This is a genomic window from Serratia sp. CY84636 (assembly GCF_052166245.1).
Taxonomy (GTDB): domain Bacteria; phylum Pseudomonadota; class Gammaproteobacteria; order Enterobacterales; family Enterobacteriaceae; genus Serratia; species Serratia nevei.
On record NZ_JBJNOX010000002.1, the window covers coordinates 1,250,992 to 1,276,184 of the forward strand.

Below are 25,193 nucleotides of genomic sequence, written 5' to 3' on the forward strand. Positions count from 1 at the left end.
TGCGGAGTTACCAGTTGCGCACGCGCAAGGTAGCCTCGCTGAGATCGTTAAAGCTGCTGATGGTCGGCACCAGCTGGCTGATCAAACGGTTCCAGCGCGCGACCGGCGCCGCAGTGACGTACACGACGTCGTAAGGTTCCAGCTGAAATTCAGCGCCCATCGCCAGCGCGCTGGCATCGGAGAGATCGAACTGATACAGCGTCGCCAGCCGCTGCGGCGTTTTACCGCCGCTCGGCCGGATCACGAATACCCCGGTCGCATCCGCCACCGTCTGGCTGATCCCTTCGGAAGATCCGAGGGCTTCAGTCAGGGTCATGCCGCTGCGATCCATCTTCAGCGTCGCTTGCTTACCCACCTCGCCCATCACGAACACTTTCAGTTCGTCATTGCGCGGGATGTAGAGGATGTCGCCCGGCTGCAGCAGCGCGTTCTGGCTGATGTCGCCGCGCTGCATCAGCGCCTGCAGCGAGATAGCCCGCTCCTTGCCCTGATGGGTCAGCACCACGTTGCGCCAGTCGGCGTTGTCCGTCAGGCCGCCGGCGGCGTTGATCGCGTCCAGGATGGTCAACGGCACGTTGGTGATCGCCTGTTGGCCGGAGGTTTTCACTTCGCCGGTCACGTAAGCCTTCTGCGAGCGGAAAGCGGCGATGCTGACGTCCACCTGCGGGCTTTCCACATACTGCGCCAGACGGCCGGCAATCAGGCTGCGCACTTCGGTGACGGTCTTGCCCACCACCGCCACGCGCCCGATATAGGGATAAAAGATCGTGCCATCCGCATGCACCCAGTTGCCGGTGTCGCTGGCGCTGCGGTACTGCCCGGCCGGCGTGGTCAACTCGGGGTGATCCCAAACCGTGACGTTCAACACGTCGCCGACGCCGATGCGGTATTGATAACTCTGCAACCGCTGATCCAGCGCCGGGTTCGGCCGGGCGACCGGTTCTACGCGCCGCATTTTCTGCAGCAGCATCGGCGACATGCGATAGACCTGTACCTGGTTATTCAAATCGAAATCGTCGTCCTGCTGCACGACGATGGCTTTTCCACTGGTCGGTAAATGCGAGCCGGGGACCACCGTACAACCGCTCAACAGCGCGGAGGTGCAGACCAACGGCATCAAAAGGGCCAAATGAAGATTCATGGAGGTACCGTGATAGACGGGCTGCTGCCGCAGCCCGTGAGAGGATTATCGGCCAACGCTGGGGTTGTCGCGGAGTACCGTTGCCTGGCGCGGTTCACGCAGCATGGCGAAATAACCGCAGAAACAGAGCAGAAACGCCACCAGCATCAGGCTTTCCTGCAGCTTCAACACTTCGCTGCAAATGCCGACGCAGGCCAGCGTCACCGCCAGCATGGTGCTCATTGCCAGCGCCTGGCGCGCATTGAGCCCGCGGCGCATCAAAATATGGTGTAAGTGATCGCGGCCCGCTTTGAAGGGGCTTTGGCGGCGCAACAGGCGGCGCACCATCACGGTCACCATGTCCATCAGGGGAATGGCGATCAACCACAGCGCGGTGACCGGGCGCATCACCGACTGCGGCCCCTGCGTCGCCAGCAACACCAGCCACAGCACGCTGAAGCCGATCACCATGCTGCCGGCGTCTCCCATAAAGATCTTGTTGCGCGCACCGAACAGGCTCAGGTTAAACAGCAGATAAGCCGCCAGCGCGACGATCAGACCCAGACACCACAGCGCCAGGTCTTCCCGGCCGCCCAATCCGAACAGGATGGCCAACGCCACGAAGGTGACGCAGGACAAGGCGCCCAGCTGCCCATCGATGCCATCGACCATGTTGTAGGCGTTGATCGCCCCCCAGACCGCCAGCGGCGTAAGCAGCAGCGCGCCATAACCGAGCATCACTTCCTGATGGCCCCAGACATAGCCCAGCGAGGAAAGCTGCATCCCTGCCGCCAGCATCATCGCCAGCGCGATCCCTCCCTGCACCATGACGCGCGGCGCCACGGGCAGATCAAAGCGGTCATCCAGTACGCCCAACACCACCAGCGCCGTGACGCACAACAGATAGACGGCGCTGTCGGGCAGCCAGGCGGGTTGCCACAGCGTCATCAGCGTCAGCGTCAGGTACACGGCGATGCCGCCGACCAGCGGAATATGCCCCAGATGTTGCTTGCGCGCATTGGGCTTATCCACCAACCCCACCACCAAAGCGGCCCGGCGGGCAATAAGCACCCAGGCGACCGCCAGCACAAATATCACGCTCAGTTGATATAACATCGTTCCTCCAGCGAATAAGCACGCTACCGCCCTTGAGTTACAGCTCCCAATGCGCTATTAACAAAAACAAAATTGATCCTGCCAGGATATAAGTCAGCATGAATTAATCCTGAAAAATGCAGATTTATCCGCTTGTCGGCGGAAATAGGTAAATAACGCCAGCGTGCGGTTAAGTTATCTCTCAGAAAACTCATGCTTAATGGTTCTTTCGATTGCCGAATCAAGTTCTACCGGCGCCACGAAATTATTCCGCACACTACTTTTAAATTGCGTTCTGGCGCAGAATTTCTGCACTCTTACGCGGCTGATTGGGAATTTTTTGCGACTTATTTTACTGACAACATCCAAGGCGGTTGCGCCGCATATGCCTACGGCATAGGGAATGCGAATCGTCTTATTTTCTCTGCCCAGCGAAGAGGAAATAACGTCGACCAACTGATTCATCGTAAAGTCCGGTTTATCGACGTAGTTGCTGACCTGATACGTTGACTGTTGATCCAGCGCATGTTCCAGCCGCGCGGCAATATTTTCAACGTAGGCCATCGACTTCATATTATTACCGCTGCCAATCATCACGAATCGGCCGCTGGCGATCTGGCGGAACAGGTTATACACGTTGCCGCGGTTGCCTTCCCCGAAAACCACCGTCGGGCGGATGATGGTCAATTTGTTTGCGCTATCCGCCTTGCGCCAGGCTTCATAAACATATTCCGCTTCGAGCTTGGATTTGCCGTAATGGTTGAAGGGCTCGAAACGCCCCCCTTCATCGGTTTCCTGTTCAACGAACCCGTAAACGGCAACCGAGGAGGTGAAAATGATTTGGCGAATATTCAATGCGGAGGCGGTCATGCAGACATGGCGTGCGCCTTCGACATTGACCTGATAATAGAGCGAAATAGGATCGACATTGTCCTGATGTTCCGCCGCCAGATTAATGATGGCATCACAGCCCGCCAGCGGTTCTTGCAAGGTCTGGGGCTGCGTCACATCGCCATACTGATAGAGCGCCGGAAAATGTGCGCTGGGTTGCTTGTCAACGATGACCAACGTCAGGTCGTCGCGCTCACTGAGACGTTTCGCCAGGCGTGTTCCGATAAAACCGGAACCCCCGATAATAGCTACTTTACGCTTATCCATAATTTGTCACTCAGCAGGTTTCTCATTATTCCTGTCACCGCAATGGAAACAGGGCGCTAATATGCGTTAGGTAATGAGTTCCAGACTGGACAAATCGAACCTGGCTTTCAAATAACAAATAATGAAATAAAAGATTTCATCAAATGTAAAATTATCGCTAAAGATAAAACCTCATTCAGCGTTAATTTTTAACATCGTAAGCAACTTGATATTGCAAGGTTTTATTCGGCAATATGAGATTAATCTGACCTTTACCCGGCGTAGAAGAAGTCTCATATTTTACCGGCAATTTAAGCTGCCCTTGCTTAGGGTCGACGCATTCGATGGTCGCCTGATCCATGCTCTCGCCCTGGTACAGGCAGAACAGGGTTTGCGGGCTGTTGGTATGGGGATTATTCAGCGTCAGCGTCAACACAACGCGCGTGTTGTTCTGAATATCATTGATCACCGGCGGGCGAGTTTGGTTACCGAGCACATATGAAAAATGTGAAATAACCAGCAACGAAGCGAATACCGTCAGGTATTTCACTACGCGGCTGGCAGGCATGCTGAAAAAGCGACGCACTGCCGCCGGCTTCTTTTCCTGCACCGGTGCTTTGGCTGATTCCATCGTTGCGACAGGCGCAGCAACAAGGGGCGATTTACGCGGCTTATCTATTTTCTCTTCGTTGATTTCAGGCGATTCACTTTCATTTTCGGAAAGTTCCGCTTGAATATCAGCGCCAATATCATTGCCGTCATTTAATATATCGTCGTCAGCGTAGTCCTCATCTTCGGATATAAAGTGAAAAACGGCTTGATTTTCCACCTTGTAACCCAAACGAGGAATGGTTCTGATAAGCGTATGTTCCGCGTCGCTAATTTTCTGACGAATAGATTTAATTGTTTGATTTATCGTTGAATCTGAACAATACGTTCCTTTCCAGATATTTTCTATAATTTCCGTTCGGGTAACCAGTTCTGGTGATCTGGCGACAAGCAGCGAAAGAATTTGATACTCCTTCCAACGCAGACGGAATTTCTCCCCGGCAGGAGTCAGAACATCGAGATTCCTAATCTTTATTCTTTTATCAAGATTCACTTTTAATTTCCTTAGCGTGCCTGTCCTGCACACTTTGTATAGAAATATCAAAAAATGTTCAAGAAATTAAATGTAAACTCAACAGGTTGCATCCATTGGATATTGGCTTTTATAAAAATTTTCTGATTTCATTTTTTACATTAGGCCTGATTAAGGATGTTATGTTTATCCAAACGACTCTTTTTCCCTGTTGGCAACATGGATTTCTTTCATGATTACCGTAAAATTCAAACTAGCACCTCATTGATTTTAAAAGAAAAAGCCAGCAGTGTTGTTTGATTGTTAATCGAATAAAATTGTGAAATTTCATTCCGCCACGTGAATTCATCCTGTTTTTCCACCTAATCTGATTGCCAGATAGACTACAAAAAGCCGGAAAAAACAGAATGAGAGTTGTCTGATTTAACCCCAGGGTTCATTCCAGTGGATGGGCGCAGCATCTAAGACAAAACCCTATAGATGATCTTATAACAATCGCACTAATTATGCCTCACCCTCCCGGAAATTTCATTTAACCTGCGGGAAAGGCATTAATGATTTAATGCAGGAATACTCTCAATAAAAAGAAAAAACCGTGCAAATAATATAATCCGTTTACGCGAAAGCATTCTGACATTGAGAGATAGTGCTATAAAAAAAGAAAAAAACGGTAATCGGGGATGAGAATTTTACCTAAAGACAGAAAATTTCACTGAGGAGGAGAGAAGAGATGACTCGGAATGAACGAAATATCCCTCCCCTGTCGGGAAGGGATAGAGAAAGCCGTTTGATACTCAGGCCTTTTTCTTGCGGCCATACACCGCCCAGGTGATCACCACGCACAGGATATAAAACACCAGGAACACTTTCATCGCCCCCGCCGGCGAACCGGTCATCGCCAGCGAAGTGCCGAACGCCTGGGGAATGAAGAAACCGCCGGCCGCGCCAATCGCCGAGATAAAGCCCAATGCGGCGGCAGAATCCGTCACCGCTTCACGCTGCGCGCTTTCATCGCTGCCGCCGGCCGCTTTGACGCGATCGACAGTGATTTTACGGAAAATGACGGCAATCATTTGGAAAGTCGAGCCGCTGCCCAGCCCCGCGGTGAGGAACAGCACCATAAAGATGCCGTAGAAGGCGATGAACGAACCGCCCTCCCCCGCACTCGGCAAGGTCAGGAACAACAGCGCGGCGAAAACGGCCATAACCACAAAGTTGATCAACGTCACCCGCACGCCGCCGAAGCGGTCAGACAGCGCACCGCCAACCGGTCGCGCCAGCGCCCCAAGGAACGGCCCGAAGAACGCGTAATGCAGGATCACCACGTCCGGGAACTGCGTCTTCGACAGCATGGCGAAGCCGGCGGAGAAACCGATGAAAGATCCGAAGGTCGCGAGGTACAGCAAACTCAGCATCCACAAATGCCCGCGCTTGAGCACCGGCAGTTGCTGACGTAACGATGCCTTGGCCGCCGCCAGATCGTTCATGCCGAACCAGGCCGCCAGCGTGGCCACCAGCAGGAACGGCACCCAGATCCAGGCGGCGTTTTCCAGCCACAGCTGGCCTCCCTCGGCCTGATTTTGCGCCGTGCCGCCAAACAGGCCGAACAGGCTGAAAGAGATCGCCAGCGGCGCGACCAGCTGCATAACGCTGACGCCCAGATTTCCCAACCCGCCATTAAGTCCCAACGCACCGCCCTGACGCGCTTTCGGGAAGAAGAAGCTGATGTTGGCCATGCTGGAGGCAAAGTTGGCGCCGGCGAAGCCACACAGCAGGGAAATGATGACGAACACGCTGTACGGCGTGCTGCTGTCCTGTACCGCGAATCCCAACCACAGGCACGGCACCAGCAGGAAACAGGTGCTGATGGCGGTCCAGCGGCGGCCGCCAAACAGCGGGATCACGAATGAATACGGCACGCGTAAAATGGCGCCCGAAACCGACGGCAGCGCCGTCAGGAGGAACAGCTGGTCGGTGGTGAAATTGAAGCCCACCTTGTTCAGGTTGACCGCGACGGCGCTGAACAGCATCCAGACGCAGAAGGCCAGCAGCAGACAGGGAATGGAAATCCACAGGTTGCGGGTGGCGATACGATGGCCACGCTGCTGCCAAAAGGCGCTGTCTTCAGGACGCCAGTCCTGAATCAGCGCACCGGTTTTCTTTGATGAAGGCGTTGCAAGTTGCGACATAAAAACCTCAGACACGGGGGATCATTCCGCACACCCTAGGGGGCAGCCCCGGCGGCAAAGTTGATGTATATCAACCCGAATGCAAGTAGTTGGCGCCGCAAATAGCACCCTCATCCCCTTAGGGGTACGCCACAATTAAAAATTAAATCAATTAAAATCAATGCATTGAGAATAAAACCTGCATCGCTTTCATCGTCCTGCCCCCCCGCCGGAAACTAATGGGTACTTCATTCGAGGTATGGGGTTATGCTCAGGGATAATCAAAAATACGGCTGAATCGTTACTTGTTTACCCCCGTCGCCGCCTTCGCCCCTGAGCCTCAGCGGCGCCAAACGCCAGGAATCCGCGCTTATGAAACGCCTGTTGGCCCCGCTTTCGATCGTGAATCAGGTCGCCCTGCTGATGTTGCTGTCGGGCATTCTGGGCGTGGCCGGCATGGGGATTTCCGCCTGGATGTCGCAGAGCATTCAGGGCAATGCGCACGCCATCAACAAGGCCGGATCGCTGCGTATGCAAAGCTACCGGCTGCTGGCGCAGGTGCCGCTCGATGAGCGGCATGAAACGTTGATCCGCGAACTGGAGCGCGACGAAAACAGCCCTGACCTGCAGCGTTCGGTGGAACAGGAAGGGCTGACGCAACCTTTCGACGCCCTGCGCGACTATTGGCAGCAGACCCTGCAACCTCGCCTGCGCAGCGCGCAGCGCCCGGCCGATGCCGCGCCGCAGGTGGCGCACTTCGTGCAGCTGCTGGATAAGCTGGTCTCGGATATCGACAGGCAAACCGAGCGCCGCCTGCTGATGGTGACGCTGGTGCAGGCCGGCTTCATCGCACTGACCCTGCTGCTGCTGATCGGCACCACCTGCTACCTGCGCCGCCGGTTGCTGCATCCGTGGCGACAGCTGGTGGAGATGGCGTTGGCGGTGGGCCGCGGCGACTTTAGCCGCCGCTTCGCGCAGCGCGGCCACCAGGATGAAATGGCGTCGCTCGGCGGCGCGTTGAACACCATGTCCGACGAGCTGTCGGCCACCTACAGCGGGCTGGAGCAGCGCGTGGCCGAGAAGACCGCCGACCTGCAGCAGAAAAATCAGGTGCTGAGCTTCCTCTATCGCGCCAGCCGCCTGCTGCACGCCAGCGAACCGCTGTGCAGTCGCCTGACGCCGCTGCTCAATCAACTGCAAACCCTGACGCCGCTGCGCGCCATTCAGGTACGGCTGTATGAAAACGACAGCCGGGAGCCGCTGCTGCAGCTGAGCGGCAACCAGCCGCTGCGGCCGGAGCATTGCCATAATCCGGTGTGCAGCGCCTGCCTGAACGACAGCGACCGCCAGCATCCCGACAACCCGTCGCTGAGCTGGAGCCTGAGCGACAAGCTCGGCGACTACGGCGTGATCGTGGCGCAACATGCGCCGCAACAGCCGCTGAACGATGAGCACCGCCAGTTGATCAACACCCTGGTGGAGCAGTTGACCAGCGTGCTGGCCATCGAGCGTCAGGTCGACCACCAGCAGCAGCTGATGCTGATGGAAGAACGGGCGGCGATCGCCCGCGAGCTGCACGACTCTATCGCCCAATCGCTCTCCTGCCTGAAAATGCAGATCGCCTGCCTGCAGATGCAGGGCGAAACGCTCTCGTCCGCCAGTCAGGCGCTGGTGCAGCAGATGCGCGAAGAGCTGAACGGCGCCTATCGCCAGCTGCGCGAGCTGCTGACCACCTTCCGCCTGCAGCTGACCGAGCCGGGCCTGCTGGCGGCGTTGCAATCGACGGTCGCGGAGTTCAATCCCAAACTGGGCCTGACCATCCATCTCGATTACCAACTGGGGCCGCGTACGGTGCCCGCCTACCAGGCCATTCACCTGCTGCAGATCGCCCGCGAGGCGCTCAGCAATATCCTTAAGCATGCCGCCGCCAGCCAGGTGAGCATTCAGGTCATCAACAAACGGGGCGAAGTAACCCTGAGCGTATGCGACAACGGACGCGGCCTGCCGGCCGAGACGTCTCGCCCCGACCATTACGGCTTGATCATCATGCGCGATCGCGCCAAGAGCCTGCACGGCCGCTGTGACATTTTACCGCGCAGCGGCGGCGGCACCGAGGTGCGAGTCAGCTTCACGCCGGATAACCACGCCATCGACTAACGGAGACACCATGACGACAGAAACCGCCGCCACAATCTTACTGATCGACGACCACCCGATGCTGCGCAACGGCGTAAAACAGCTGATTGGCATGGACGCTCGCCTGCAGGTCATCGCCGAAGCCAGCAACGGTGAGCAAGGGGTCGCGCTGGCGGAACAGCACGATCCGGATCTGATCCTGCTCGATCTGAACATGCCCGGCATCAACGGGCTGGAAACGCTGGATCGCCTGCGCCAGACCGACCTGTCAGGGCGCGTCGTGGTGTTCAGCGTGTCCAACCATGAAGACGACGTCGTCAGCGCGCTCAAGCGCGGCGCCGACGGTTACTTGTTGAAAGACATGGAGCCGGAGGATTTGCTGAAGGCGCTGCATCAGGCCGCGGCCGGGCAGATGGTGCTCAGCGAGACGCTGACGCCGATCCTCGCCGCCAGCCTGCGGGAAAACCGCCCCAGCGCCGATCGCGATATTCAGCAATTGACGCCGCGCGAGCGGGATATCCTGAAGCTGATCGCTCAGGGGCTGCCGAACAAGCTGATCGCCCGCCGCCTGACCATCACCGAAAGCACCGTCAAGGTACACGTCAAACACCTGCTGAAGAAGATGAAGCTAAAATCCCGCGTCGAGGCGGCCGTGTGGGTGCTGCAGGGTAAAAACGGTTAATCGCCGCCGTACAGCGGCCCGGTTTGCGCCGGAATGGGCGGCGGCGTCAGGGTTTTGATCGGCGGCAGGCCCGCGTCTTCCCCGGAGGTCGCGGTCAGCGGCGGCGCCACTTTCAGCGCTATCCAGTTCGAGGTCACGCGCTGCTGTTTATCGTCCTCCAGCGTGACCGCCAGCCGGTAGCTGTTGACGGCGTCCGGCGCGTCGTCCCACGGCGGCACGATCGCCGTCCAGCCCTGCGGATCGTTGGCGTTGTGCGGCGGCGTCAGGCTCAGTGCCTGCGTATCCCCCTGCCAACTGACATGAGAAATCCCGTTCAACGCCTTGATTTCCAGCACCAGCGGCACGGTTTCTCCCGCCTGCAGGCTCCACGGCGGCGTGGCCAGGAACACCTGCAGCGTCTTGCGCTGGCGGAACTCCAGCACCGGCACGTTCTTGCGTTCGATAGGATCGTAACGGCTGCCGCGCAGCGACTTGGCCTGCGCCACATACTCCGGCGAAATCTGCTTCACCAGCGGCACCCCGAGCCGATAGCTCAACGCCAATTCAACCTGCTCCTGGCTCTGCCCGCCCGCGCCAATCTTGTGCAACGCCTTCATCGTCACCAGCGGTACCGGGGTGTAATTGAGCCCCAGCTGCATGGCGCGCGGATCGCTTTGCTTTTTGCCGCTGCCGAACAGATCGACATTGTCGCCCAGATACTGCTCATAGCTGAGCGAACCGCCGATCTGGCGGTAAAACGGCAGGTAGCCTTGCGTCGTGATGTCGTAACCGCGTGCCGGGCGGCTGAAAAACACCCCATCGCCGGGCTGCTGCGACAGCGCCGACAGCGGGTAGTAATAGTTGGTGGAGAAACGCAGGTAGTCTCCCCAGGCTTCCGCACCGACGCTGCCACGATTGCGCTGCCGGGCGAAATCGCTGTCTAGCGCCGTATTGTAGCCCAGCAGCCAGTCGCCGACGATCCAGCGCTGCCCCAGCGCAAAATTGCCCAGCGCCCCAGCGCTTTGCTGCAGCCAGCCGATCTGGCTGTAGGTCAGCAATCCGTCGACGTCGTACAGCGGGCTGAATAACTGCCCGTTGCTGCCGGTAAAGTCCCCCTCCCCGGTCATTTTCAACGATAGCCGCGCGGTGCCCAGCGGCGACAACAGTTCCTGCGCCTGTTGCTGCAGCGTGTCGGCCGCCTGGCCCAGCAAATAATCCTCGGCGCGGCTGCGCATCTGCTGACGTGAAACGTTGTTCAGATCTTTCTCGCCGAGCTGTTTGGCCATCTCGGCCCACTGTTTTTCACGCGCGGCGTCGTCGGGCGCACCGCCCAGATCCGGCAAGTTCTCGGCCGGATCCGCAGCTTGCTGTTCGGAAGAAATAACGGCGTCCGGCGCCGGTGGGGATTCGGCGCACACGGGCACCATGCCGGCCAGCCACATCAGCGGCCCAGCCAGCCAGGCCGCCTGGCGACGGCGCCAAAATCGTTTTTGGGTCTTGATAAATCCTGTCTGAATCACGTCTGTCATGACACCGTTGGCTTCTCTCCCTCCTGGATCGCGCCAACCCACTGCTTGGCTATCGCCTTTCCCGCGACAGATCTGAAAAACCTTACGTCCCGGCCTGGCGGGGACGCCTCTCCCTTAAAGCCTAACGGCTTGGCGAACAGAAACAATAGGATAAACCCCAATCGGCCAGAGTGACGCCGTCACATCACACCATTGACTTGCCCCCCTCCGAGCGCAGGTGAATTCACACTCTTTTAGCGCCGATTTTGCCGATAAAACGTGCAGTAACGCTGCGAGCCGACACGTAGCGGCTTGTTTTGCCATGCAATACGTAAGGCCGTGCTGCGCGCAACCGCGCATATCCCGCAGGCCGCCGCATTTCACCCCGGTGAAATACGCATTTTGCCGTTATTTTAAACATCTTTTTCACGACTGACGGAACCCTGATGTTTCTTTCCTCACTGTGGCACGTGCTGTTTTTCACCGCGCTGTTGTCGGCCGGCCTGCTCGCCTTCTCACTCATCACCGGGCTGGAGCGAACGGTAGCCGTACGCGCCAACCTACCGAGATTGCGCCGCCGCAGCCTGCTGTTGACGGCCCTGGGATTGGCGTTGGCGACGCTGCCTTTCGACCTTTCGGCAGCGCACCGGCTGTGGTTGCCACCGGCTGCGGCGCTGCTGATCGCCCTGGCCTGGCTCGACGGGCGCCACCGATGGCTGCCGGACCGGCTAACCCAGCCGCTGCTGTGGGGCGGGCTGCTGTGCAACCTTGACGCCCGCTGGGCACCGCTGGATGATGCGGTTATCGGTGCGGCAGCCGGCTACGGGGCGCTGTGGCTGCTCAACGCGCTTTATCGGCAGGTGCGGCGGCGTAACGGCATCGGTCAGGGCGATTTCAAACTGTTGGCGGCGCTGGGCGCCTGGCTCGGTTGGACGACGTTGCCGCTGTTGGTCTGCCTGGCGGCGGCGTTCGGGTTAGGCCTGGCGGTAGCGCACGGCCGGCACCCGCGCCGCGGCTGGCGAACGCCGCAACCTTTCGGTATCGCCCTGGCGGCGGCCGGTTGGCTGCAGCTCTTGATGGGCGCCGACCAAAGCGCGCTGACGTTGTTCGGTTAGGTCTTCAGCGCCTCGATCAGCCGATTGAGTAATCCGGCCACTTCTGCCGTGCTGGCCGTTGTCGGATTGGCCAGTGGCTGGACCGCCGTGAGCCTGGTCGTGGATAACATCTCGTCGCTACGGATTTCCAACGCATCGGAGGGGGGCGCGCTCAACGAAACGCCGTCCGGCCGCCAGTAACTGCCGCGCGTAGTCTGCACCTGATAACTGCCAAAGCCGAAATCCTTCTCGACGCGATAATATATTTCGCAGCTCAACGGCCCGGTGCGCCGCAACATAAAGGCACTTTTCGCGCTATAGCTGCCTCTATTGACGACAAAGGCGGTCGCCTGCGAAGACAGGTCGAACGTGATATATAAATCGCACGCCAGCACCTTGGTGCTTACGCCCTGCTGAAGCGTAATGTGCGTTGTGGGTTGCCGATCCGGCGCGGTCAGGGTGCCTAACAAAGTCCACGATGGCTGTTTCGAGATATTGCGCGGCAAATGATTGCTGGTGGAGGAAGGGGCAATAGCCCGCTCACCCAGACTGTACATCGCTTCGACCCCGCTTAAAAACGACGTAACGTCGACGGTGCTTTTGCCGGCCACCGGGACGCCGCCGTTATAGACGTTACTGAAGGTTACCTCGGTATTGTTGTTGCAGGCGGCGATCGCCACCGGGAAAGGCGTTTTCGAACCGCTGTAAAGATTCAACTGACCGATATCCCAACGGGATTCGTTGATGAACCGGCACAACACGCCCCCGCTTTCCACGTTCTGCGCGTCCTGGATATTGATATTGCCTATCGTGCCCTGGGCAAAGTTGGTGGACAGCACGCTGACACTGGCGGCGCGCTGCGTATTGCGGTTCTCGCAGCCCAAGGAATTGATCGTGCCGTTAAAATCTTTGAAATAGTAGATATCGCCGATGCAGTCATCCGCAGCCAACGAGCCGACCGTAGAGTAAAACCCTGAAATTCTGAACGCGGTGCCTTTGGCGCGAGCGGCGTAGAGCCCGTCGATAAAATTGGTGGTGCCGGACTTGTTCATCCACAGCACCCCATCGCCCGGGCGATTGGCGTTAGCTTCCATCTGCACGTTCACCAGCCAGTTAATGAACATGTCGCCCGACACAAACAGCGAATAACCGCCAACCTGGGTGTAGATGTCACGGATATCAAACTTCGTCATATTGAGATCGCTGAACCATACGCCGTGGGTATCGTCTGCGCCGGTATCATCCCGCAACGTCAAGCCGTGCAGCGTCAGATTGGCGAAGCCTTTCACCACGATCACCGCTTTCTTGGTTTCGCCTTGTTCATTGGTATAGCTGCTGTCTGCGGTCTTGACGATTTTGGTCGCCCGCCCCAATCCGACCACCCGCAAACCGATGCCGCCGTAGATGTCCGTTGTCGTCTGAATGAGTACGTGCCCGGCGACCGTATACACCCGTTTGCCCAGGGATAACGTACCGCCGGCTTGCAGCGCCGCCGCCGCCGCTTTGTTGATCGCCGGTCCCCAGTTGCTTCCGTCGCTGTCCTGATAAAACTGTTCCGGCGTCACAACCTCGCCGGTGGCGAGCAAGGTTGCTACGCGCTCCACTGAAGCGTTTCCGTTATTGTCCATAATCTCTCCTGACGTGATGTGTTCGCATCATTGCGAACGACCGCGCTAAAAGGCGTAAACAACGCCGCCTTTCAGCGCCAATCTATCACCGCCACATGAGCACGTTATGAAATTTCATTTTATTTCACCTTGATACAACCTCTCGCGCTTCGCGGTTGCAACAGCAGGCGATTTCACACGCTGTCGGCCTTTGGCGCGCCAGAAGCCCGGCCAGGCGCGCGGCGCGGTCGCTACTTACTCACCCGGTCCAGATACAGCATGCTGTTGGCGATATCCACCCGGGCATCTTCAACGTTGTCCCGCAATGCCACCAGCGTTTGCCCCTGCAGAGCCACCACATAAGGTGAACTGACCTGCAGTTCACGTTGCAACGTGACGTAACGTGCGCTGCGCGCGGCGCTGTTGCCCTCCGCGGCCGCGGCACGCGTTTCCGCGCTGATGGCGGGAATGCCCCACTGGGTGCGCCAGGCCAGGGTTTTCGGCCCACCGGGTACGTTGTAGGCAAAGGCGCTGGCGTTGGTGTTCGGATCCAGGTAGTCGGCGCCCCAGTAGGTGAAGATTGCCTGAAAATCGCGGCCGCGCATCTTGCCCCACAGATCGCTCTCCACCACCGGCTGGATATCCAGCCGCAGCCCGGCCTGCGCAAAGCTGGCCTGCAACGCCTGCGCGATGTCGGTATACGGCGGCTGGTTGATGACGATCAGACTGATGCGCGTCCCTTCGGCGATGCCGGCCTCGCGCAGGATCTGTCTGGCTTTGTCCACGTCGAGCCTAAACGGCCGATCGTCGAGCGCCCCGTCCAATCCCTGCGGCAAGAAGGCCTGATGCACCCGATATTGCCCTTTCAACAGCTGCTCGGCGATGCTCTGATAATCCACCAGCCAGCGCGCCGCCTGCCACACTGCCGGATTGCCCAGCGCCGGGTTGTCTTTGCTACCGGTGTTGAAACCGAGGTAATAGACCCGGGGCGCATCGGCCTGCTCGATGCGTACGCCTGGCACATTGCGCAGCGAGTCGAACTGATCGGCCCCCAGATCGTAGGCCACGTCGGCATCCCCTTTCAGCAGCAACAAACGGCGGGTGCCGGCGTCGCTGACGTTCTTGAACAACACCGTTTTCAGTCTGGCCGGCGACGGCGCATAGTCGTTGCGGCCGAACAGCAGCGCCTCGTGCGGCACATAGTTGTTTACCCGATATGGACCGCCGCCGGCGGAATGGCTGCGCAACCAGGCATTGCCGTAGTCACCCTGCTGCGCGTGCTCGTTCAGCAGCTTCTCATCTACGATCGAGGCCACGTTCGCCGTCAGCAGCCGCAACGCCAGCTCGCTGCCGATGTTGGCGGGCCAACGAAGCTGCACCTGGTTATCTCCCACCTTTTTCAGCTGCTGCTCAACGTTATCCGGCGTCCAGCCAAACTCGCCGAGAATAAACGACGGCGCCTTGTTCAGCTTCACCGCGCGGACCAGCGAGAAAATGACGTCTTCGGGCCGCAGCGGATTGCCGGAAGCGAAGCGTTGCTGCGGTTTCAGGGTAAAGGTCAGGCTGCGGCCATCGGCGCCCGCTTGCCAACTGCCCGCGGCGTCCGGCGCCAGCTTTTGCGGCGCGGCGCGATCCGGCGCCACCAGGCGCTGATAAAGGTTGACCAGATTGGCCGAGCTGACGGTTTCAAAACTCTCCGCCGGATCGAGGCTGATAATGCCCTCCAGCGAACTGACCACCACCAAAGTATCCTGCGGGGTGGCGGCCTGCGCACCGAAAGCGGCCGCCAGCGCGCCATACAATAAAGTTGGGATTAACCGTTTCATCGATACACTCTCCACAATCACGCGGTTGCGCTGTTTGTCGAGTGTAGGGGGTAAGAATTAACGGAAGAACGACGATAAATTGCTTTATTTATTACCACGATGGATATGCCCGCCGCGTTGGCGGGCATAGGTTCAAACGATGATGCGGCCGTGCGCCATCGCCACCGAACGATCGCACATATGGTCAATCACGTCCGCATCGTGGCTGACCAGCACCATAGTCAGATCGCCCGCCTGTTTCAGCTCGTTGAGCAGGTTGAGGATCTCCGCCTGCACCGACATGTCCAACGCCGAAGTCGGTTCGTCCAGCAACAGCAGCTTCGGCCGCAGCAACAATGCGCGTACGATCGCCACGCGCTGCCGCTGGCCGCCCGACAGCTGATGCGGGTAGCGATCCAGCAGGCGCGGATCCAACCCCACCTGGCGAAAGCCTGCGCTGATTTTACGTTCGATGTCGCTTTCCTTCAGCAGTTTGAGCGGCTCCGACAGCGTACGCAAAAGCCGGTGTTTGGGGTGTAGCGAAGCATAGGGATCTTGAAACACCATTTGCACCTCGCGCCGCAGTTCGCCGGTAAACGCCTGCCCCGGCTGCAGCCGCCGCCCCAGCAACTCAAAGTTGCCCTGCCAGCTGCCGTTCAGCCCAGCCAGCACCCACAGCAAAGAGGACTTGCCGCAGCCGGAAGGCCCCACCAGCCCGAAACACTCGCCCGGTTCGATGCGCAGGTTAACCTCATGCACCACGGTGCGCAGTTCGTAGCCCTGGCGGTGACTGACGCTCAGGTTCTCCAGTGCAATCACGCTCATTTCAACGTCTCCAACAGCGCGCGATCCAGCACCGGCAGCGGTTTGCCGCGCGTCTCGCGGCTCGGCCGACACGCCCACAGCGTGCGGGTATAAGGGTGCGTGGCCTGCGCCAGCGCTGCCGCCGGCAGCTGATCCAACAGCTCACCTTTGTACATCACCAGTACCCGCTCGCAGTGGTGCGCCACCTGCTGCAAATCGTGGCTGATCAGGATCAGCCCCATATTGCGTTGCGCCACCAGATTGTCTATCAGCTGCAGCACCTGATCGCGCATCTGGTGATCCAGCGCCGAAGTCGGTTCGTCGGCAATCAACAGCTGCGGATCGTTGATCAGCGCAATGGCCAGCATCACCCGCTGCCCCATGCCGCCGGAGAGCTGATGCGGATAGCGGCGGCACAGCGCCGCCGGATCGGGCAAGCCCACCGCCGCCAGCATCTCCAGCACTTTTTCACGCCGCTCGGCGCGACTCAGCTTTGCATGCAGCACCAGCGGCTCCTCCACCTGACGGCCGATCGGCTGATTGGGATTCAGCGCATGCTTGGGATCTTGCATCACCATCGCCACCCGGTCGCCGCGCAGCCGGCTCCACTGGCGCTCGCTCAGGTGCGTTAAGTCTTCATCGCCCAACGTCAGGCGCTGCGCCTGCAGCTGTAACGGCGGCGGCAATAGCCCCATCAGCGCACGCGCGGTCAACGACTTGCCGGAGCCGGACTCACCGACCAGCGCCAGCCGCTCCCGCCCCATGCTGAACGAAATATTCTTCACCAGCGCCACCGGCTGTGGCCCCGGCACGCCGATCGCCAGGCGTTCGACGGTCAATAAGGTTTTATCAGTGCCCATGACGAGGATCCATTTTGTCGCGCAGGCCATCGCCCAGCAGGTTAAACGCCAGGCTGGCGAACAGGATCGCCCCGCCCGGCGCGGCGGCGACCCACCATTGGTCGAAAATCACTTTACTGCCTTCGGCCACCATCGAGCCCCATTCGGCGGTCGGCGGCGCGACGCCCATGCCGAGGAACCCCAGACCGGCAGCGGACAGGATGATGCCCCCCAGACTCAGCGCCGCGCGCACCACCGCACTCGGCAGGCACAGCGGTAAAATATGGCCGACCATCAGCCGCAGCCCGTTGATGCCCTGCATGCGCGCCGCCGCCAGGTAGTCGCTGCGGCGCAGCGCCAGGGTTTCGGCCCGCGCCTGGCGGGCAAAGGCCGGCCAGCTGGTCAATGCCAGCGCCAGCGCGCCGTTCATCAGCCCCGGCCCCATGACCGCCACAAACGCCAGCGCGATCACCAGGCTCGGCAGCGACAAGAAAATGTCGGTCAGGCGCATCAAAATGCGCTCTACCCAGCCGCCAAGATAACCGGCGCCAATGCCGACCAGCAGGCCGATGGGTATGGTCAACACCAGAATCAGCGACACCAGAATCAGCGTCGGCCGCGCGCCGTAAATCACGCGGGAGAGCAAATCGCGGCCGAAGCCGTCGGTGCCCAGCCAATGTGCGGCGGAAGGCGGCAATAGCCGCAGCTCGATATGCTGCAGATTGGGATCGAAAGGCGCCAGCCACGGGGCCAGCAGCGCGGTGACGATCAAAATCGCCACCAGTGCCGCGCCCAGCGTCAGCGTGGTCAGGCGCCGACCGCGGCGGTAACCGACGACCGGCTCGCTTTGCGGTTCGTGTTCAGAGAGATATTGGCTCATCGGGTTCGCGGATCCACTAAATAGGTCAAGGCGTCGGCCAGCGCATTCAACAGCACGAAACAGGTGCCGATCAGCAACGTGGCGCCGAGGATCGCCGGCGTGTCAGCAGCAAACAGCGCCGAGGTCAGATAACGCCCGACGCCGGGCCAGGCGAACACCGTTTCGGTCAATACCGCCCCTTCCAGCAGGCTGGCATAGGAGAGAGACAGTACGGTGATCAGCGTGCCCAGTACGTTGGGAAACACATGGCGCAGCAGAATGCGCAGGCGCCCGGCCCCCTTGGAACGCGCCAGCGTCACGTATTCCTTGTTGCACTCTTCCAGCATCGCCGCGCGCAGCAATCGGGTAATGCCCGCCATCGACAGCAGCGCCAACGCCACGACCGGCAGCCACAGGTGGCCGATGGCGTTGTAGAACATTTCGCGATCGCCGGACAGCCAGCTGTCGATCAACACGAAACCGCTGCGCGGCTCCATGCTGTACAAGTAGATGTCGTCGAGCCGCCCCGGCCCCGCCGACCAGTGCAGCGTGGCATAGAACAGCAGCAGCCCGAGCAGGCTCAGCCAGAAAATCGGCACCGAATAACCGATCAGCGACAGCAGACGCGCCGCGTTATCCAGCCAGCTGCCCGGCCTGAGCACCGCCAGAAACGCCAGCGTAATGCCGCCGAGGGCGCCGAGGATAATGGCGCAGGTGGCCAGCTCCACCGTCGCCGGGAAGGTACGCAGCAGATCGCTCAACACCGGCTGGGCGGTGATGCGCGAAATGCCCAAATCGCCGTGCGCCAGGTGCACCAGATAACGCCAAAACTGCATCGGTAACGGCTGATCCAATCCCAGCTCGTGCCGCACCTGCGCATAGGTGGCTTCACTGGCGTGATCGCCCGCCACCTGCAGCGCCGGATCGATCGGCGCCAGGTGCGACAGCATGAAGGTGAACAGCAGCAGGCCAAGCAACGTCAGCGCCAGCGACAGCGCGCCGCCGAGCAGCCGCCCGCCCCAGCGCCAATACCGCCGGGCCGCCCCGGCGCTGGCGGACAGTTCAGCGGCCATTACTTGCTGACCTTGCTGTAGAACACCATGTCAGGGTTGATGCCCTGCACATAACCCTTGAGGTTGTCACGCACCGCGATCAGGCTGCGCGCCTGCAGGCCGATGACGAACGGCGAGCTTTGCTGCACCTGTTTTTGCAGTTGCTGGTAGTCGGCCACCCGTTTGGCGGTGTCGTTTTCCGCGGTGGCGGCCAGCGTCAGCTTGCTCAGCGCCGGGATCTGCCAGTTGGCGCGCCAGGCCAGCGTCTTGCTGCCGTCTTCCGGGTTGTAGGCGAAGGCTGCGGCATTGGTGTTAGGGTCGAAATAATCCGGCCCCCAGGAGGTCAGCGTCGCATCGTAGTTAAGCGCTTTCACCTTGGTAGAGACCTGCGAACTGATGCCCGGCACCAGTTCCACCTTCACGCCGCCCTGGGCAAAGCTGGCCTGCAGCGCCTGGGCGATATCCAGGTACGGCGGCTGGTTGTTGACGTCCAGACGGAAACTGACGTTGCTGAGCCCCGCTTTGGCCAGTATCTCTTTGGCTTTTTGCGGATTGAAGCTGTACGGCTGATCCTTGAGCGCCCCCAGATAACCGTCCGGCAGGAATGCCTGATGGCTCTGGAACTGCCCTTTCAGCAGATCGTCGGCGATGCCTTTGTAATCGAACAGCCAGCGCGCCGCCTCCCAGAACGCCGGATTGCCGAGCGCCGGTGACGCCTTGGCGTTGAACTGCAGGAAATAAAGCGAAGCGTAAGGAATCGCCAGGGGTTTGACGCCCGGCTTGCCCTTTAAGGCCGCCATCTGGTCTGCCCCCAGGTTGCGCGCGATATCGGCATCGCCCTGCTCGATCAGCAAGCGGCGCGCGGCCGGATCGGGCACGTTTTTGATCAGGATGGTTTTCAGCGTCGGCGCCCCTTCCGGCGAGCCTGGGTTGGCGTCCAGCACCACCACTTCGTGCGGCACATAGGTGCGGATTTTATAAGGGCCGCTGCCGGCGGAGTGGCTGTTCAACCATTGGTGCCCCAGATCGTCGCCCTGCTGGTGCGCCAGCGCCTCTTTGGCGTCGACGATCGACGATACCGGCGCCGACAGCAGGCTGAGCACGAAGGCCGGGCTGACGTTTTCACTCCAGCTGATTTTTACCTGGTGGTCATCCACCTTGCTCAGGTGTTGCTCCACGTTCTTCGCGTTCCAGCCCAGCTGCGTGAGGATAAACGACGGCTCCAGATTCAGTTTCACCACCCGCGAAAGCGAGAAGATCACGTCTTCCGGCCGCAGCGGATTGCCACTGGCGAACCTGGCGTCCGGGCGCAGGCTGAAAGTCAGGCTGCGATTGTCGGCGCCGGCCTGCCAGCTGCTGGCCAATGTCGGTTTCAGATCGATAGGGTTGTGCGGATCGGACTGGATCAAACGCTGATACAGGCTGTTGAACGACTGCACCGTGGTCAACTCAAATCCCTGGGCCGGGTCAAAGCTGACCACGTCATCGATAGACTGCGCGATCACCAGCGTGTTGGCCGGCGTCGCCGCCTGCGCGTTAACGCTGGCCGCCACGGCTAAAAACAGCAAAGAAGGAACGAGCGCTTTCATCTGAAACTCTCCAAGCGGATGGAATTTATAATAATTTCGCGAGTGTATGCGAGCACGATCGGCAGCTGAAGGTACTTAAATCACTATAGATATTCTTTTTATGTATATAGATGGGGTTTTGATTATTAGAGAGAGTATTGCACGCCAGATCGCACTCTCACGGCACCTGGCCGCAATGGATAACTGTCTTTGCGGCGCAGTTCGCAGCGGTGAAGCGCGGGGTTTGAGTCTGTTTCATTGGGTGATTAACGTGAGCTCGGTCACCCAAGGGACGGGAAAATGGAAAACCATCCACCAGAAAATGGCGTCTCACACCGGCATGAGAGAGCGATAGAGCAAACACTGACAGACATGAACAGCGTCCTGCTTGAGTCGGATCTGTTTATGACTCGTCTGACGGTACAAGACCGGCGCTGGCAAAAAGGCAGAAAAAACGGGCATACGTTAAATTGGCGCTCTCTTTTTAAATATCATGCCCAAACGCCGATGAGTTTCGCTTTCGTCTATCGGCAAATGGCCAGCCCGCTGAGCCGCGCCGGCTTTTGCCTGTGCCGTTATCTCCAGGCAGAGAACGTTATCGAACTTGTCGCGTTGGAGAATTTCTCCCTGCGTGAAGCGCAACATCCCCTGAAAGGCAATATGCTGCGCAACTGCTTGCAGGTGCTGTATCTGTATGGCCTGAACCTGCAAGAGCAGAGGCTGACGCCGGTGCCTCCGCCGGACATACTTATCAGCCACGCAATCAATCACCGCGTGTTGGCGCTGTATACTCGTCAGGCCGCCTTTGAAGTAATACCCGGTACCATGACATGTAAAACCAGCTTCAACGCACTGAAAAAGTACATACCATCGCTGGAAAAGTACGGGGCCAAATGTGATAAGGTGCGTATAAATAACGAGCAGAAAGGAAGCCAAAATGGAAAATAAGGATCTGACCGACCCTACGCTCTCCATTCAAGAGCAAAAACGCATCGCCATCGAGATTTTGCGCCAACACCATCGCTGGGAGATGGCCAACCCGCGTCCGCCTGAAGAACTCCCGGAATGGGAAGCCATCGGCCCGTTCAGAAAAAGTAAACGTCACCTGATCGAACGTACCGACGACTAATCCCCCTTCCCCGTGGCAATCCGGCGGGGCCCAGCTGTCCGACTAAATCTGGTAGTCAATCACCGCATCCAGCTGTGACGAGAAGACCTTGTCCTTGATTTCGGTCAGCGACAGCGTCGGGTTGCACAGCTGGATAAAACGCCAGGCATAGTTGCGCTGCAGCTGGCTGCGTTTCAGGCCCAGCCATACCGTATTGGGTTCAAACAGGTGCTCGGCGTTGAGGCTCACCAACCCGCGATCGCGCTCTTTTTCATATGACATGTCCGCCAGCACACCCACGCCCAACCCCAGCTCGACGTAAGTTTTAATCACGTCGGAATCCTGCGCACTGAGCGCGATGTCCGGCGTCAGACCCGCCGCTTTGAACGCCGCATCCAGCTTCGCGCGCCCGGTAATCCCCTGACGGTAAGTGATCAGCGGCAAGGTACTGAGCATCTCCAGCGTCACCTGCGGCTGACGCGTCAACTCGTGCCCTTCCGGCACCAGAATGGTGTGATGCCAGCGATAGTAAGGGAACGCCGCCAGCGATTCGTCGCTCATCAGCCGTTCGCTGGCGATGCCGATATCGGCTTCGCCGGCGGCCAGCATAGAGACGATCTCCTCCGGGCTGCCCTGATTGAGCACCACCCGCACCCGCGGGTAAAGCGCGCGAAACTCTTTGATGACCCCCGGCAGGCTGTAGCGCGCCTGGGTATGCGTCGTCGCGATATGCAGCTGCCCCGAATCGTTGCTGCTGAAGACGTCCGCCAGGCGACGGATGTTATTGGCGTCGTTGAGAATGCGTTCCGCTACCACCAGCAGCTCTTTGCCGGGTTCGGTCATGCCCAGCAGCCGCTTGCCGCGACGAATGAATATTTCAATGCCCAGCTCTTCTTCCAGCTCGCGAATATGCCGGCTGACGCCGGACTGCGAAGTAAATAAGGTATTGGCGACCTCGGTCAGGTTGTAGTTGCAGCGCGCCGATTCGCGAATAATTTTTAATTGTTGAAAGTTCATCCCCGTCTCCCTGTTTCTTGCGGTAGCGTTTTCCATATTGATACGGAGTCCTGCGGGGCTGAACAAATAAAAAATAGCCTTTAGTTATGCAATTTAATACTAAGTGAATTATTTATCGTTACTCTTGGGGGATGACGACGGGGGAAAATGATGAATGGCTTTAAAAATAACGAGATAAATAACCACACAAAGAAAGCGCCTTAGATAATCATGCAGAATAAAGTTATTAAATAGAGGTATTAGATATATGAAAAAGGGCTCAGCGTGCTGAGCCCTTCACTGTTTGCCACCCTGCCAACGCCTCAGGCCGTGGCCTCCGCCCCGAAAGCGCCGGGCCGGTTCTGCTGCAACCATTGCTGTACATAGCGCACCAGATCGCCGATGCAATCATCTTGCATGCCGTGGTGCTTCAGCTCGTTATCCAGCGCAAACAGGTATTGCGCGTTGGTGCCCAGCGGGCCGCTGGCGCTGGCGATCAATGGCGCGATCACCTGGTGGCTGGTGTCTGCTTCAAACAGCGGGTGCTGCGCGTTCATCACGAACACCAGCGCAGTGACAACCTCACCGCCTTCAAGCTGCAGCTCACACCAGGTCGGCACGTAGCAATCGGTGATCATTTCGCGCTTCCACAGCAGCTCCAGCTCTTCGCGCAGCTTGCTTTCCGGCAGACGGAAGGCCAATCCGGTGGTCTGGCCGCCCTCTTTCAGCGCCAGCATGCGCCCCGGCTGATGCAGCGTGCCGCGCCCGGCGGTCAAGCGCATGCAAAACGCCCGGTGCCAGCCCTGCAGCATGGCAGGCCGCACTTCTTCCGATTCAAAAACCGGGTTCCACATCAGCGAACCGTAACCGAATACCCAAACCGGGCTGTGATCCGGCCGGCGCGATAACGTGCAATCCAACGAGGCTGCGCGCTGTTCAGGCGTCAGCAACAGCGACTCCTCAATAGCGCCGAATGCGGTTTTGCAATCCGCTTTTTGCAGAAAATCTCGCGTTAACACTGTTACAACCTCCCGGGAATACGATTTCTCGTCCTCCCTCGCCACTACTGAACCTTTGCAATTTTATTTTTAGGTGCGGAATTTTATTAATTCAATAACCGCGCCGATTAATAATGAACATATTCTTTTCCCGCCGCGCAATCAAGTTGCAAAGCGGTGTTAACGTGGAAAAGTATTTGTACTGAGCAGCAATAATATTAATTGCCGGGTCAGCATAACGTCTGAGCGATTTTATCAGGCCATAAAGCGTTACTTTTTGTGCCAACGCTCATCGTCGCCCTTGCGATAGCTTTGCTTGACCGCCGCCCAGGCCACTTTGTGCGCCGTCTCCTCCCGGCTGTCGTCACCGCGTCGGTCTTCAGGATCCCGGTATTGTTGCCAGGCGCTGTTGAACGCTTCTTTATAGATCGCCTGAGCATGGGCCGGCAGTACATGCTTCACATTGTCCGGCAAGTCGTTCGTGTCTTGATAGGGCATCACGTCCTCCCGTGCATATTCCGTGAAGCTTAAGCCTAGCTCACACGCCGTTGCGCCTCAATGAGCAAACAATTCTCATTATCAAACGGCATGATATACTCACCGCCAAACGAACTATAAGGAGATCCCCGTGACTACCGAAGCCCCTCGCTCACGCGCCCCCTACCTGATCGCCGTCAGCGCCGTACAGGACATTACGCCGCACCTGCGCCGCATCACCTTTACCGCACCCGATCTGCGCTACTACCCGGCCAACGCCGCCGCTGCGCACATCAAGGTCTTTTTGCCGCTCGCCGGCCAAACCCAGCCGGATCTGCCGACGCTGACCGAAAACGGCCCCCGCTGGGCGGCGGACGCCGTGCGCCCGATCGTGCGTACCTATTCCATTCGCGCCGTGCGCCCGGAACAGGCGGAGGTGGACATCGAGTTCGCGATCCACGATCACCAGGGCCCGGCGGTCGACTTTGCGCGCCAGGCGAAAGCCGGCGATAAAATCGGCATCAGCAACCCGGGCGGCCCCAAACCGATGTTGCCGGCGGCCGATTTCTACTGCCTGGCGGGCGATCCCTCCTCACTGCCTGCACTGGCCGCGCTGCTGGAGAATCTGCCGCCGCACAGCGCCGGGCGCGCTTTCGTCCGCGTCGACAGCACCGCCGACGTGATTGATCTGAGAAAACCGGCCGGCGTTGAGATGAATTGGATCGTTGGCGGCACGGAGAACACCGACGACCTGATCGCCCGCTTCCGCGCGCAATCCCTGCCGCAGGGCGAAACGCACTTCTGGCTCGCCGGTGAAGATCGCCTGGTGGTAAAGCTGCGCCGTTACCTGCGTCGCGAACGCCAATGCGATCGTAATCGTCTTTATGCCGTACCTTACTGGCGTGAGGGACTAAATGAAGAGGGTTACCACAATAAACGGCATGAAATCATGGATAATATTGACGACTAACGGCTGTATTTTCCTTGATTAACCGTATGCTAAATAAGTAAACACGACTTTTCTCATATCTAACGTTAAAAATTGGCGTTATTGCGTAAAAGTAAGTAAATAAAACCGCA

At 58.7% G+C, this 25,193-nt stretch carries 22 protein-coding genes; 6 read left to right on the forward strand and 16 right to left on the reverse strand.

The annotated features are described in order from the left end of the window. Positions 1-7: 7 nt before the first annotated feature. The 5 genes from ACJ8QI_RS10485 to ACJ8QI_RS10505 all read right to left on the reverse strand — a co-directional run bounded on the left by ACJ8QI_RS10485 (position 8) and on the right by ACJ8QI_RS10505 (position 6,622). On the reverse strand, positions 8-1,141 hold the full coding sequence (locus ACJ8QI_RS10485) for a polysaccharide export protein (RefSeq protein WP_060424060.1): 1,134 nt from the start codon (positions 1,139-1,141) through the stop codon (positions 8-10). Between the two features lie 45 nt (positions 1,142-1,186). Continuing rightward, positions 1,187-2,236 carry a UDP-N-acetylglucosamine--undecaprenyl-phosphate N-acetylglucosaminephosphotransferase gene (wecA, locus tag ACJ8QI_RS10490; RefSeq protein ID WP_060424063.1) on the reverse strand — a complete coding sequence of 350 codons (1,050 nt, stop codon included), beginning with the start codon at positions 2,234-2,236 and terminating at the stop codon, positions 1,187-1,189. A gap of 174 nt (positions 2,237-2,410) precedes the next feature. After that, complete coding sequence (locus ACJ8QI_RS10495; RefSeq protein WP_060424066.1) at positions 2,411-3,373, reverse strand: NAD-dependent epimerase/dehydratase family protein; 963 nt, start codon at positions 3,371-3,373, stop codon at positions 2,411-2,413. A gap of 181 nt (positions 3,374-3,554) precedes the next feature. Then, the gene (locus ACJ8QI_RS10500; RefSeq protein ID WP_442532452.1) at positions 3,555-4,454 is read right to left on the reverse strand and encodes a transcriptional regulator; all 900 of its coding nucleotides are present in this window, start codon (positions 4,452-4,454) and stop codon (positions 3,555-3,557) included. A 773-nt stretch (positions 4,455-5,227) separates the two neighbouring features. Further along, on the reverse strand, positions 5,228-6,622 hold the full coding sequence (locus ACJ8QI_RS10505; protein WP_060424071.1) for a NarK family nitrate/nitrite MFS transporter: 1,395 nt from the start codon (positions 6,620-6,622) through the stop codon (positions 5,228-5,230). Between the two features lie 351 nt (positions 6,623-6,973). Between ACJ8QI_RS10505 and narX the strand changes: the two genes are divergently transcribed. Both narX and narL read left to right on the forward strand, forming a co-directional pair. After that, complete coding sequence (gene narX, locus ACJ8QI_RS10510) at positions 6,974-8,758, forward strand: nitrate/nitrite two-component system sensor histidine kinase NarX (RefSeq protein WP_047730492.1); 1,785 nt, start codon at positions 6,974-6,976, stop codon at positions 8,756-8,758. A 10-nt stretch (positions 8,759-8,768) separates the two neighbouring features. Continuing rightward, positions 8,769-9,419 carry a two-component system response regulator NarL gene (narL, locus tag ACJ8QI_RS10515; RefSeq protein WP_004934684.1) on the forward strand — a complete coding sequence of 217 codons (651 nt, stop codon included), beginning with the start codon at positions 8,769-8,771 and terminating at the stop codon, positions 9,417-9,419. Here the strand turns inward: narL and ACJ8QI_RS10520 are convergent. Next, positions 9,416-10,927 carry a YchO/YchP family invasin gene (locus ACJ8QI_RS10520; RefSeq protein WP_060424074.1) on the reverse strand — a complete coding sequence of 504 codons (1,512 nt, stop codon included), beginning with the start codon at positions 10,925-10,927 and terminating at the stop codon, positions 9,416-9,418. The genes narL and ACJ8QI_RS10520 overlap by 4 nt on opposite strands. A gap of 425 nt (positions 10,928-11,352) precedes the next feature. Between ACJ8QI_RS10520 and ACJ8QI_RS10525 the strand changes: the two genes are divergently transcribed. Continuing rightward, complete coding sequence (locus ACJ8QI_RS10525; protein ID WP_442532453.1) at positions 11,353-12,021, forward strand: prepilin peptidase; 669 nt, start codon at positions 11,353-11,355, stop codon at positions 12,019-12,021. On the opposite strand, the gene ACJ8QI_RS10530 is transcribed toward ACJ8QI_RS10525, so the two are convergent. From ACJ8QI_RS10530 to ACJ8QI_RS10560, 7 genes are all read right to left on the reverse strand, one after another. Continuing rightward, positions 12,018-13,628, reverse strand: a complete 1,611-nt coding sequence (locus tag ACJ8QI_RS10530; protein ID WP_442532454.1) for a hypothetical protein — start codon at positions 13,626-13,628, stop codon at positions 12,018-12,020. The genes ACJ8QI_RS10525 and ACJ8QI_RS10530 overlap by 4 nt on opposite strands. 230 nt (positions 13,629-13,858) lie before the next feature. Continuing rightward, a complete protein-coding gene (locus ACJ8QI_RS10535; RefSeq protein WP_141959509.1) occupies positions 13,859-15,433 on the reverse strand; it encodes an ABC transporter substrate-binding protein in 1,575 nt (524 codons plus the stop codon). 132 nt (positions 15,434-15,565) lie between these two features. Continuing rightward, complete coding sequence (locus tag ACJ8QI_RS10540) at positions 15,566-16,237, reverse strand: ABC transporter ATP-binding protein (protein WP_084827663.1); 672 nt, start codon at positions 16,235-16,237, stop codon at positions 15,566-15,568. Beyond that, the gene (locus ACJ8QI_RS10545) at positions 16,234-17,076 is read right to left on the reverse strand and encodes an ABC transporter ATP-binding protein (protein ID WP_442532455.1); all 843 of its coding nucleotides are present in this window, start codon (positions 17,074-17,076) and stop codon (positions 16,234-16,236) included. The genes ACJ8QI_RS10540 and ACJ8QI_RS10545 overlap by 4 nt, the downstream gene beginning before the upstream one ends. Next, on the reverse strand, positions 17,066-17,935 hold the full coding sequence (locus ACJ8QI_RS10550) for an ABC transporter permease (RefSeq protein WP_070914673.1): 870 nt from the start codon (positions 17,933-17,935) through the stop codon (positions 17,066-17,068). Before ACJ8QI_RS10550 ends, ACJ8QI_RS10545 begins: the two co-directional genes overlap by 11 nt. Next, entirely contained in the window at positions 17,932-18,987 is a 1,056-nt protein-coding gene (locus ACJ8QI_RS10555; protein ID WP_060439732.1) for an ABC transporter permease, read from the reverse strand. Before ACJ8QI_RS10555 ends, ACJ8QI_RS10550 begins: the two co-directional genes overlap by 4 nt. Continuing rightward, positions 18,987-20,555, reverse strand: coding sequence for an ABC transporter substrate-binding protein (locus tag ACJ8QI_RS10560; protein WP_049271726.1), 1,569 nt, complete (start codon positions 20,553-20,555; stop codon positions 18,987-18,989). The genes ACJ8QI_RS10555 and ACJ8QI_RS10560 overlap by 1 nt, the downstream gene beginning before the upstream one ends. 279 nt (positions 20,556-20,834) lie before the next feature. Between ACJ8QI_RS10560 and ACJ8QI_RS10565 the strand changes: the two genes are divergently transcribed. Together ACJ8QI_RS10565 and ACJ8QI_RS10570 are read left to right on the forward strand one after the other, a co-directional pair. Next, on the forward strand, positions 20,835-21,482 hold the full coding sequence (locus ACJ8QI_RS10565) for a hypothetical protein (protein ID WP_142110070.1): 648 nt from the start codon (positions 20,835-20,837) through the stop codon (positions 21,480-21,482). After that, complete coding sequence (locus ACJ8QI_RS10570) at positions 21,472-21,663, forward strand: hypothetical protein (protein ID WP_033634949.1); 192 nt, start codon at positions 21,472-21,474, stop codon at positions 21,661-21,663. Before ACJ8QI_RS10565 ends, ACJ8QI_RS10570 begins: the two co-directional genes overlap by 11 nt. A gap of 42 nt (positions 21,664-21,705) precedes the next feature. Here ACJ8QI_RS10570 and cbl read toward each other — a convergent pair whose 3' ends face one another. The 3 genes from cbl to chaB all read right to left on the reverse strand — a co-directional run bounded on the left by cbl (position 21,706) and on the right by chaB (position 24,134). Beyond that, the gene (gene cbl, locus ACJ8QI_RS10575; protein ID WP_033634950.1) at positions 21,706-22,659 is read right to left on the reverse strand and encodes an HTH-type transcriptional regulator Cbl; all 954 of its coding nucleotides are present in this window, start codon (positions 22,657-22,659) and stop codon (positions 21,706-21,708) included. 302 nt (positions 22,660-22,961) lie between these two features. Further along, positions 22,962-23,657, reverse strand: a complete 696-nt coding sequence (locus ACJ8QI_RS10580) for a gamma-glutamylcyclotransferase (RefSeq protein ID WP_049202018.1) — start codon at positions 23,655-23,657, stop codon at positions 22,962-22,964. A 249-nt stretch (positions 23,658-23,906) separates the two neighbouring features. Beyond that, on the reverse strand, positions 23,907-24,134 hold the full coding sequence (gene chaB, locus ACJ8QI_RS10585; protein ID WP_049202016.1) for a putative cation transport regulator ChaB: 228 nt from the start codon (positions 24,132-24,134) through the stop codon (positions 23,907-23,909). Between the two features lie 130 nt (positions 24,135-24,264). On the opposite strand from chaB, the gene ACJ8QI_RS10590 reads away from it, so the two are divergent. Continuing rightward, positions 24,265-25,083, forward strand: coding sequence for a siderophore-interacting protein (locus tag ACJ8QI_RS10590; protein ID WP_442532456.1), 819 nt, complete (start codon positions 24,265-24,267; stop codon positions 25,081-25,083). The last annotated feature ends 110 nt before the right edge of the window (positions 25,084-25,193 follow it).

Bases quoted from the DNA above. Each gene is read 5' to 3' on its own strand.
- ACJ8QI_RS10485 (WP_060424060.1), bottom strand. From the start codon at position 1,141: ATGAATCTTCATTTGGCCCTTTTGATGCCGTTGGTCTGCACCTCCGCG.
- wecA (WP_060424063.1), bottom strand. From the start codon at position 2,236: ATGTTATATCAACTGAGCGTGATATTTGTGCTGGCGGTCGCCTGGGTG.
- ACJ8QI_RS10495 (WP_060424066.1), bottom strand. From the start codon at position 3,373: ATGGATAAGCGTAAAGTAGCTATTATCGGGGGTTCCGGTTTTATCGGA.
- ACJ8QI_RS10505 (WP_060424071.1), bottom strand. From the start codon at position 6,622: ATGTCGCAACTTGCAACGCCTTCATCAAAGAAAACCGGTGCGCTGATT.
- narX (WP_047730492.1), top strand. From the start codon at position 6,974: ATGAAACGCCTGTTGGCCCCGCTTTCGATCGTGAATCAGGTCGCCCTG.
- narL (WP_004934684.1), top strand. From the start codon at position 8,769: ATGACGACAGAAACCGCCGCCACAATCTTACTGATCGACGACCACCCG.
- ACJ8QI_RS10520 (WP_060424074.1), bottom strand. From the start codon at position 10,927: ATGACAGACGTGATTCAGACAGGATTTATCAAGACCCAAAAACGATTT.
- ACJ8QI_RS10525 (WP_442532453.1), top strand. From the start codon at position 11,353: ATGTTTCTTTCCTCACTGTGGCACGTGCTGTTTTTCACCGCGCTGTTG.
- ACJ8QI_RS10530 (WP_442532454.1), bottom strand. From the start codon at position 13,628: ATGGACAATAACGGAAACGCTTCAGTGGAGCGCGTAGCAACCTTGCTC.
- ACJ8QI_RS10535 (WP_141959509.1), bottom strand. From the start codon at position 15,433: ATGAAACGGTTAATCCCAACTTTATTGTATGGCGCGCTGGCGGCCGCT.
- ACJ8QI_RS10540 (WP_084827663.1), bottom strand. From the start codon at position 16,237: ATGAGCGTGATTGCACTGGAGAACCTGAGCGTCAGTCACCGCCAGGGC.
- ACJ8QI_RS10545 (WP_442532455.1), bottom strand. From the start codon at position 17,076: ATGGGCACTGATAAAACCTTATTGACCGTCGAACGCCTGGCGATCGGC.
- ACJ8QI_RS10550 (WP_070914673.1), bottom strand. From the start codon at position 17,935: ATGAGCCAATATCTCTCTGAACACGAACCGCAAAGCGAGCCGGTCGTC.
- ACJ8QI_RS10555 (WP_060439732.1), bottom strand. From the start codon at position 18,987: ATGGCCGCTGAACTGTCCGCCAGCGCCGGGGCGGCCCGGCGGTATTGG.
- ACJ8QI_RS10560 (WP_049271726.1), bottom strand. From the start codon at position 20,555: ATGAAAGCGCTCGTTCCTTCTTTGCTGTTTTTAGCCGTGGCGGCCAGC.
- ACJ8QI_RS10565 (WP_142110070.1), top strand. From the start codon at position 20,835: ATGGAAAACCATCCACCAGAAAATGGCGTCTCACACCGGCATGAGAGA.
- ACJ8QI_RS10570 (WP_033634949.1), top strand. From the start codon at position 21,472: ATGGAAAATAAGGATCTGACCGACCCTACGCTCTCCATTCAAGAGCAA.
- cbl (WP_033634950.1), bottom strand. From the start codon at position 22,659: ATGAACTTTCAACAATTAAAAATTATTCGCGAATCGGCGCGCTGCAAC.
- chaB (WP_049202016.1), bottom strand. From the start codon at position 24,134: ATGCCCTATCAAGACACGAACGACTTGCCGGACAATGTGAAGCATGTA.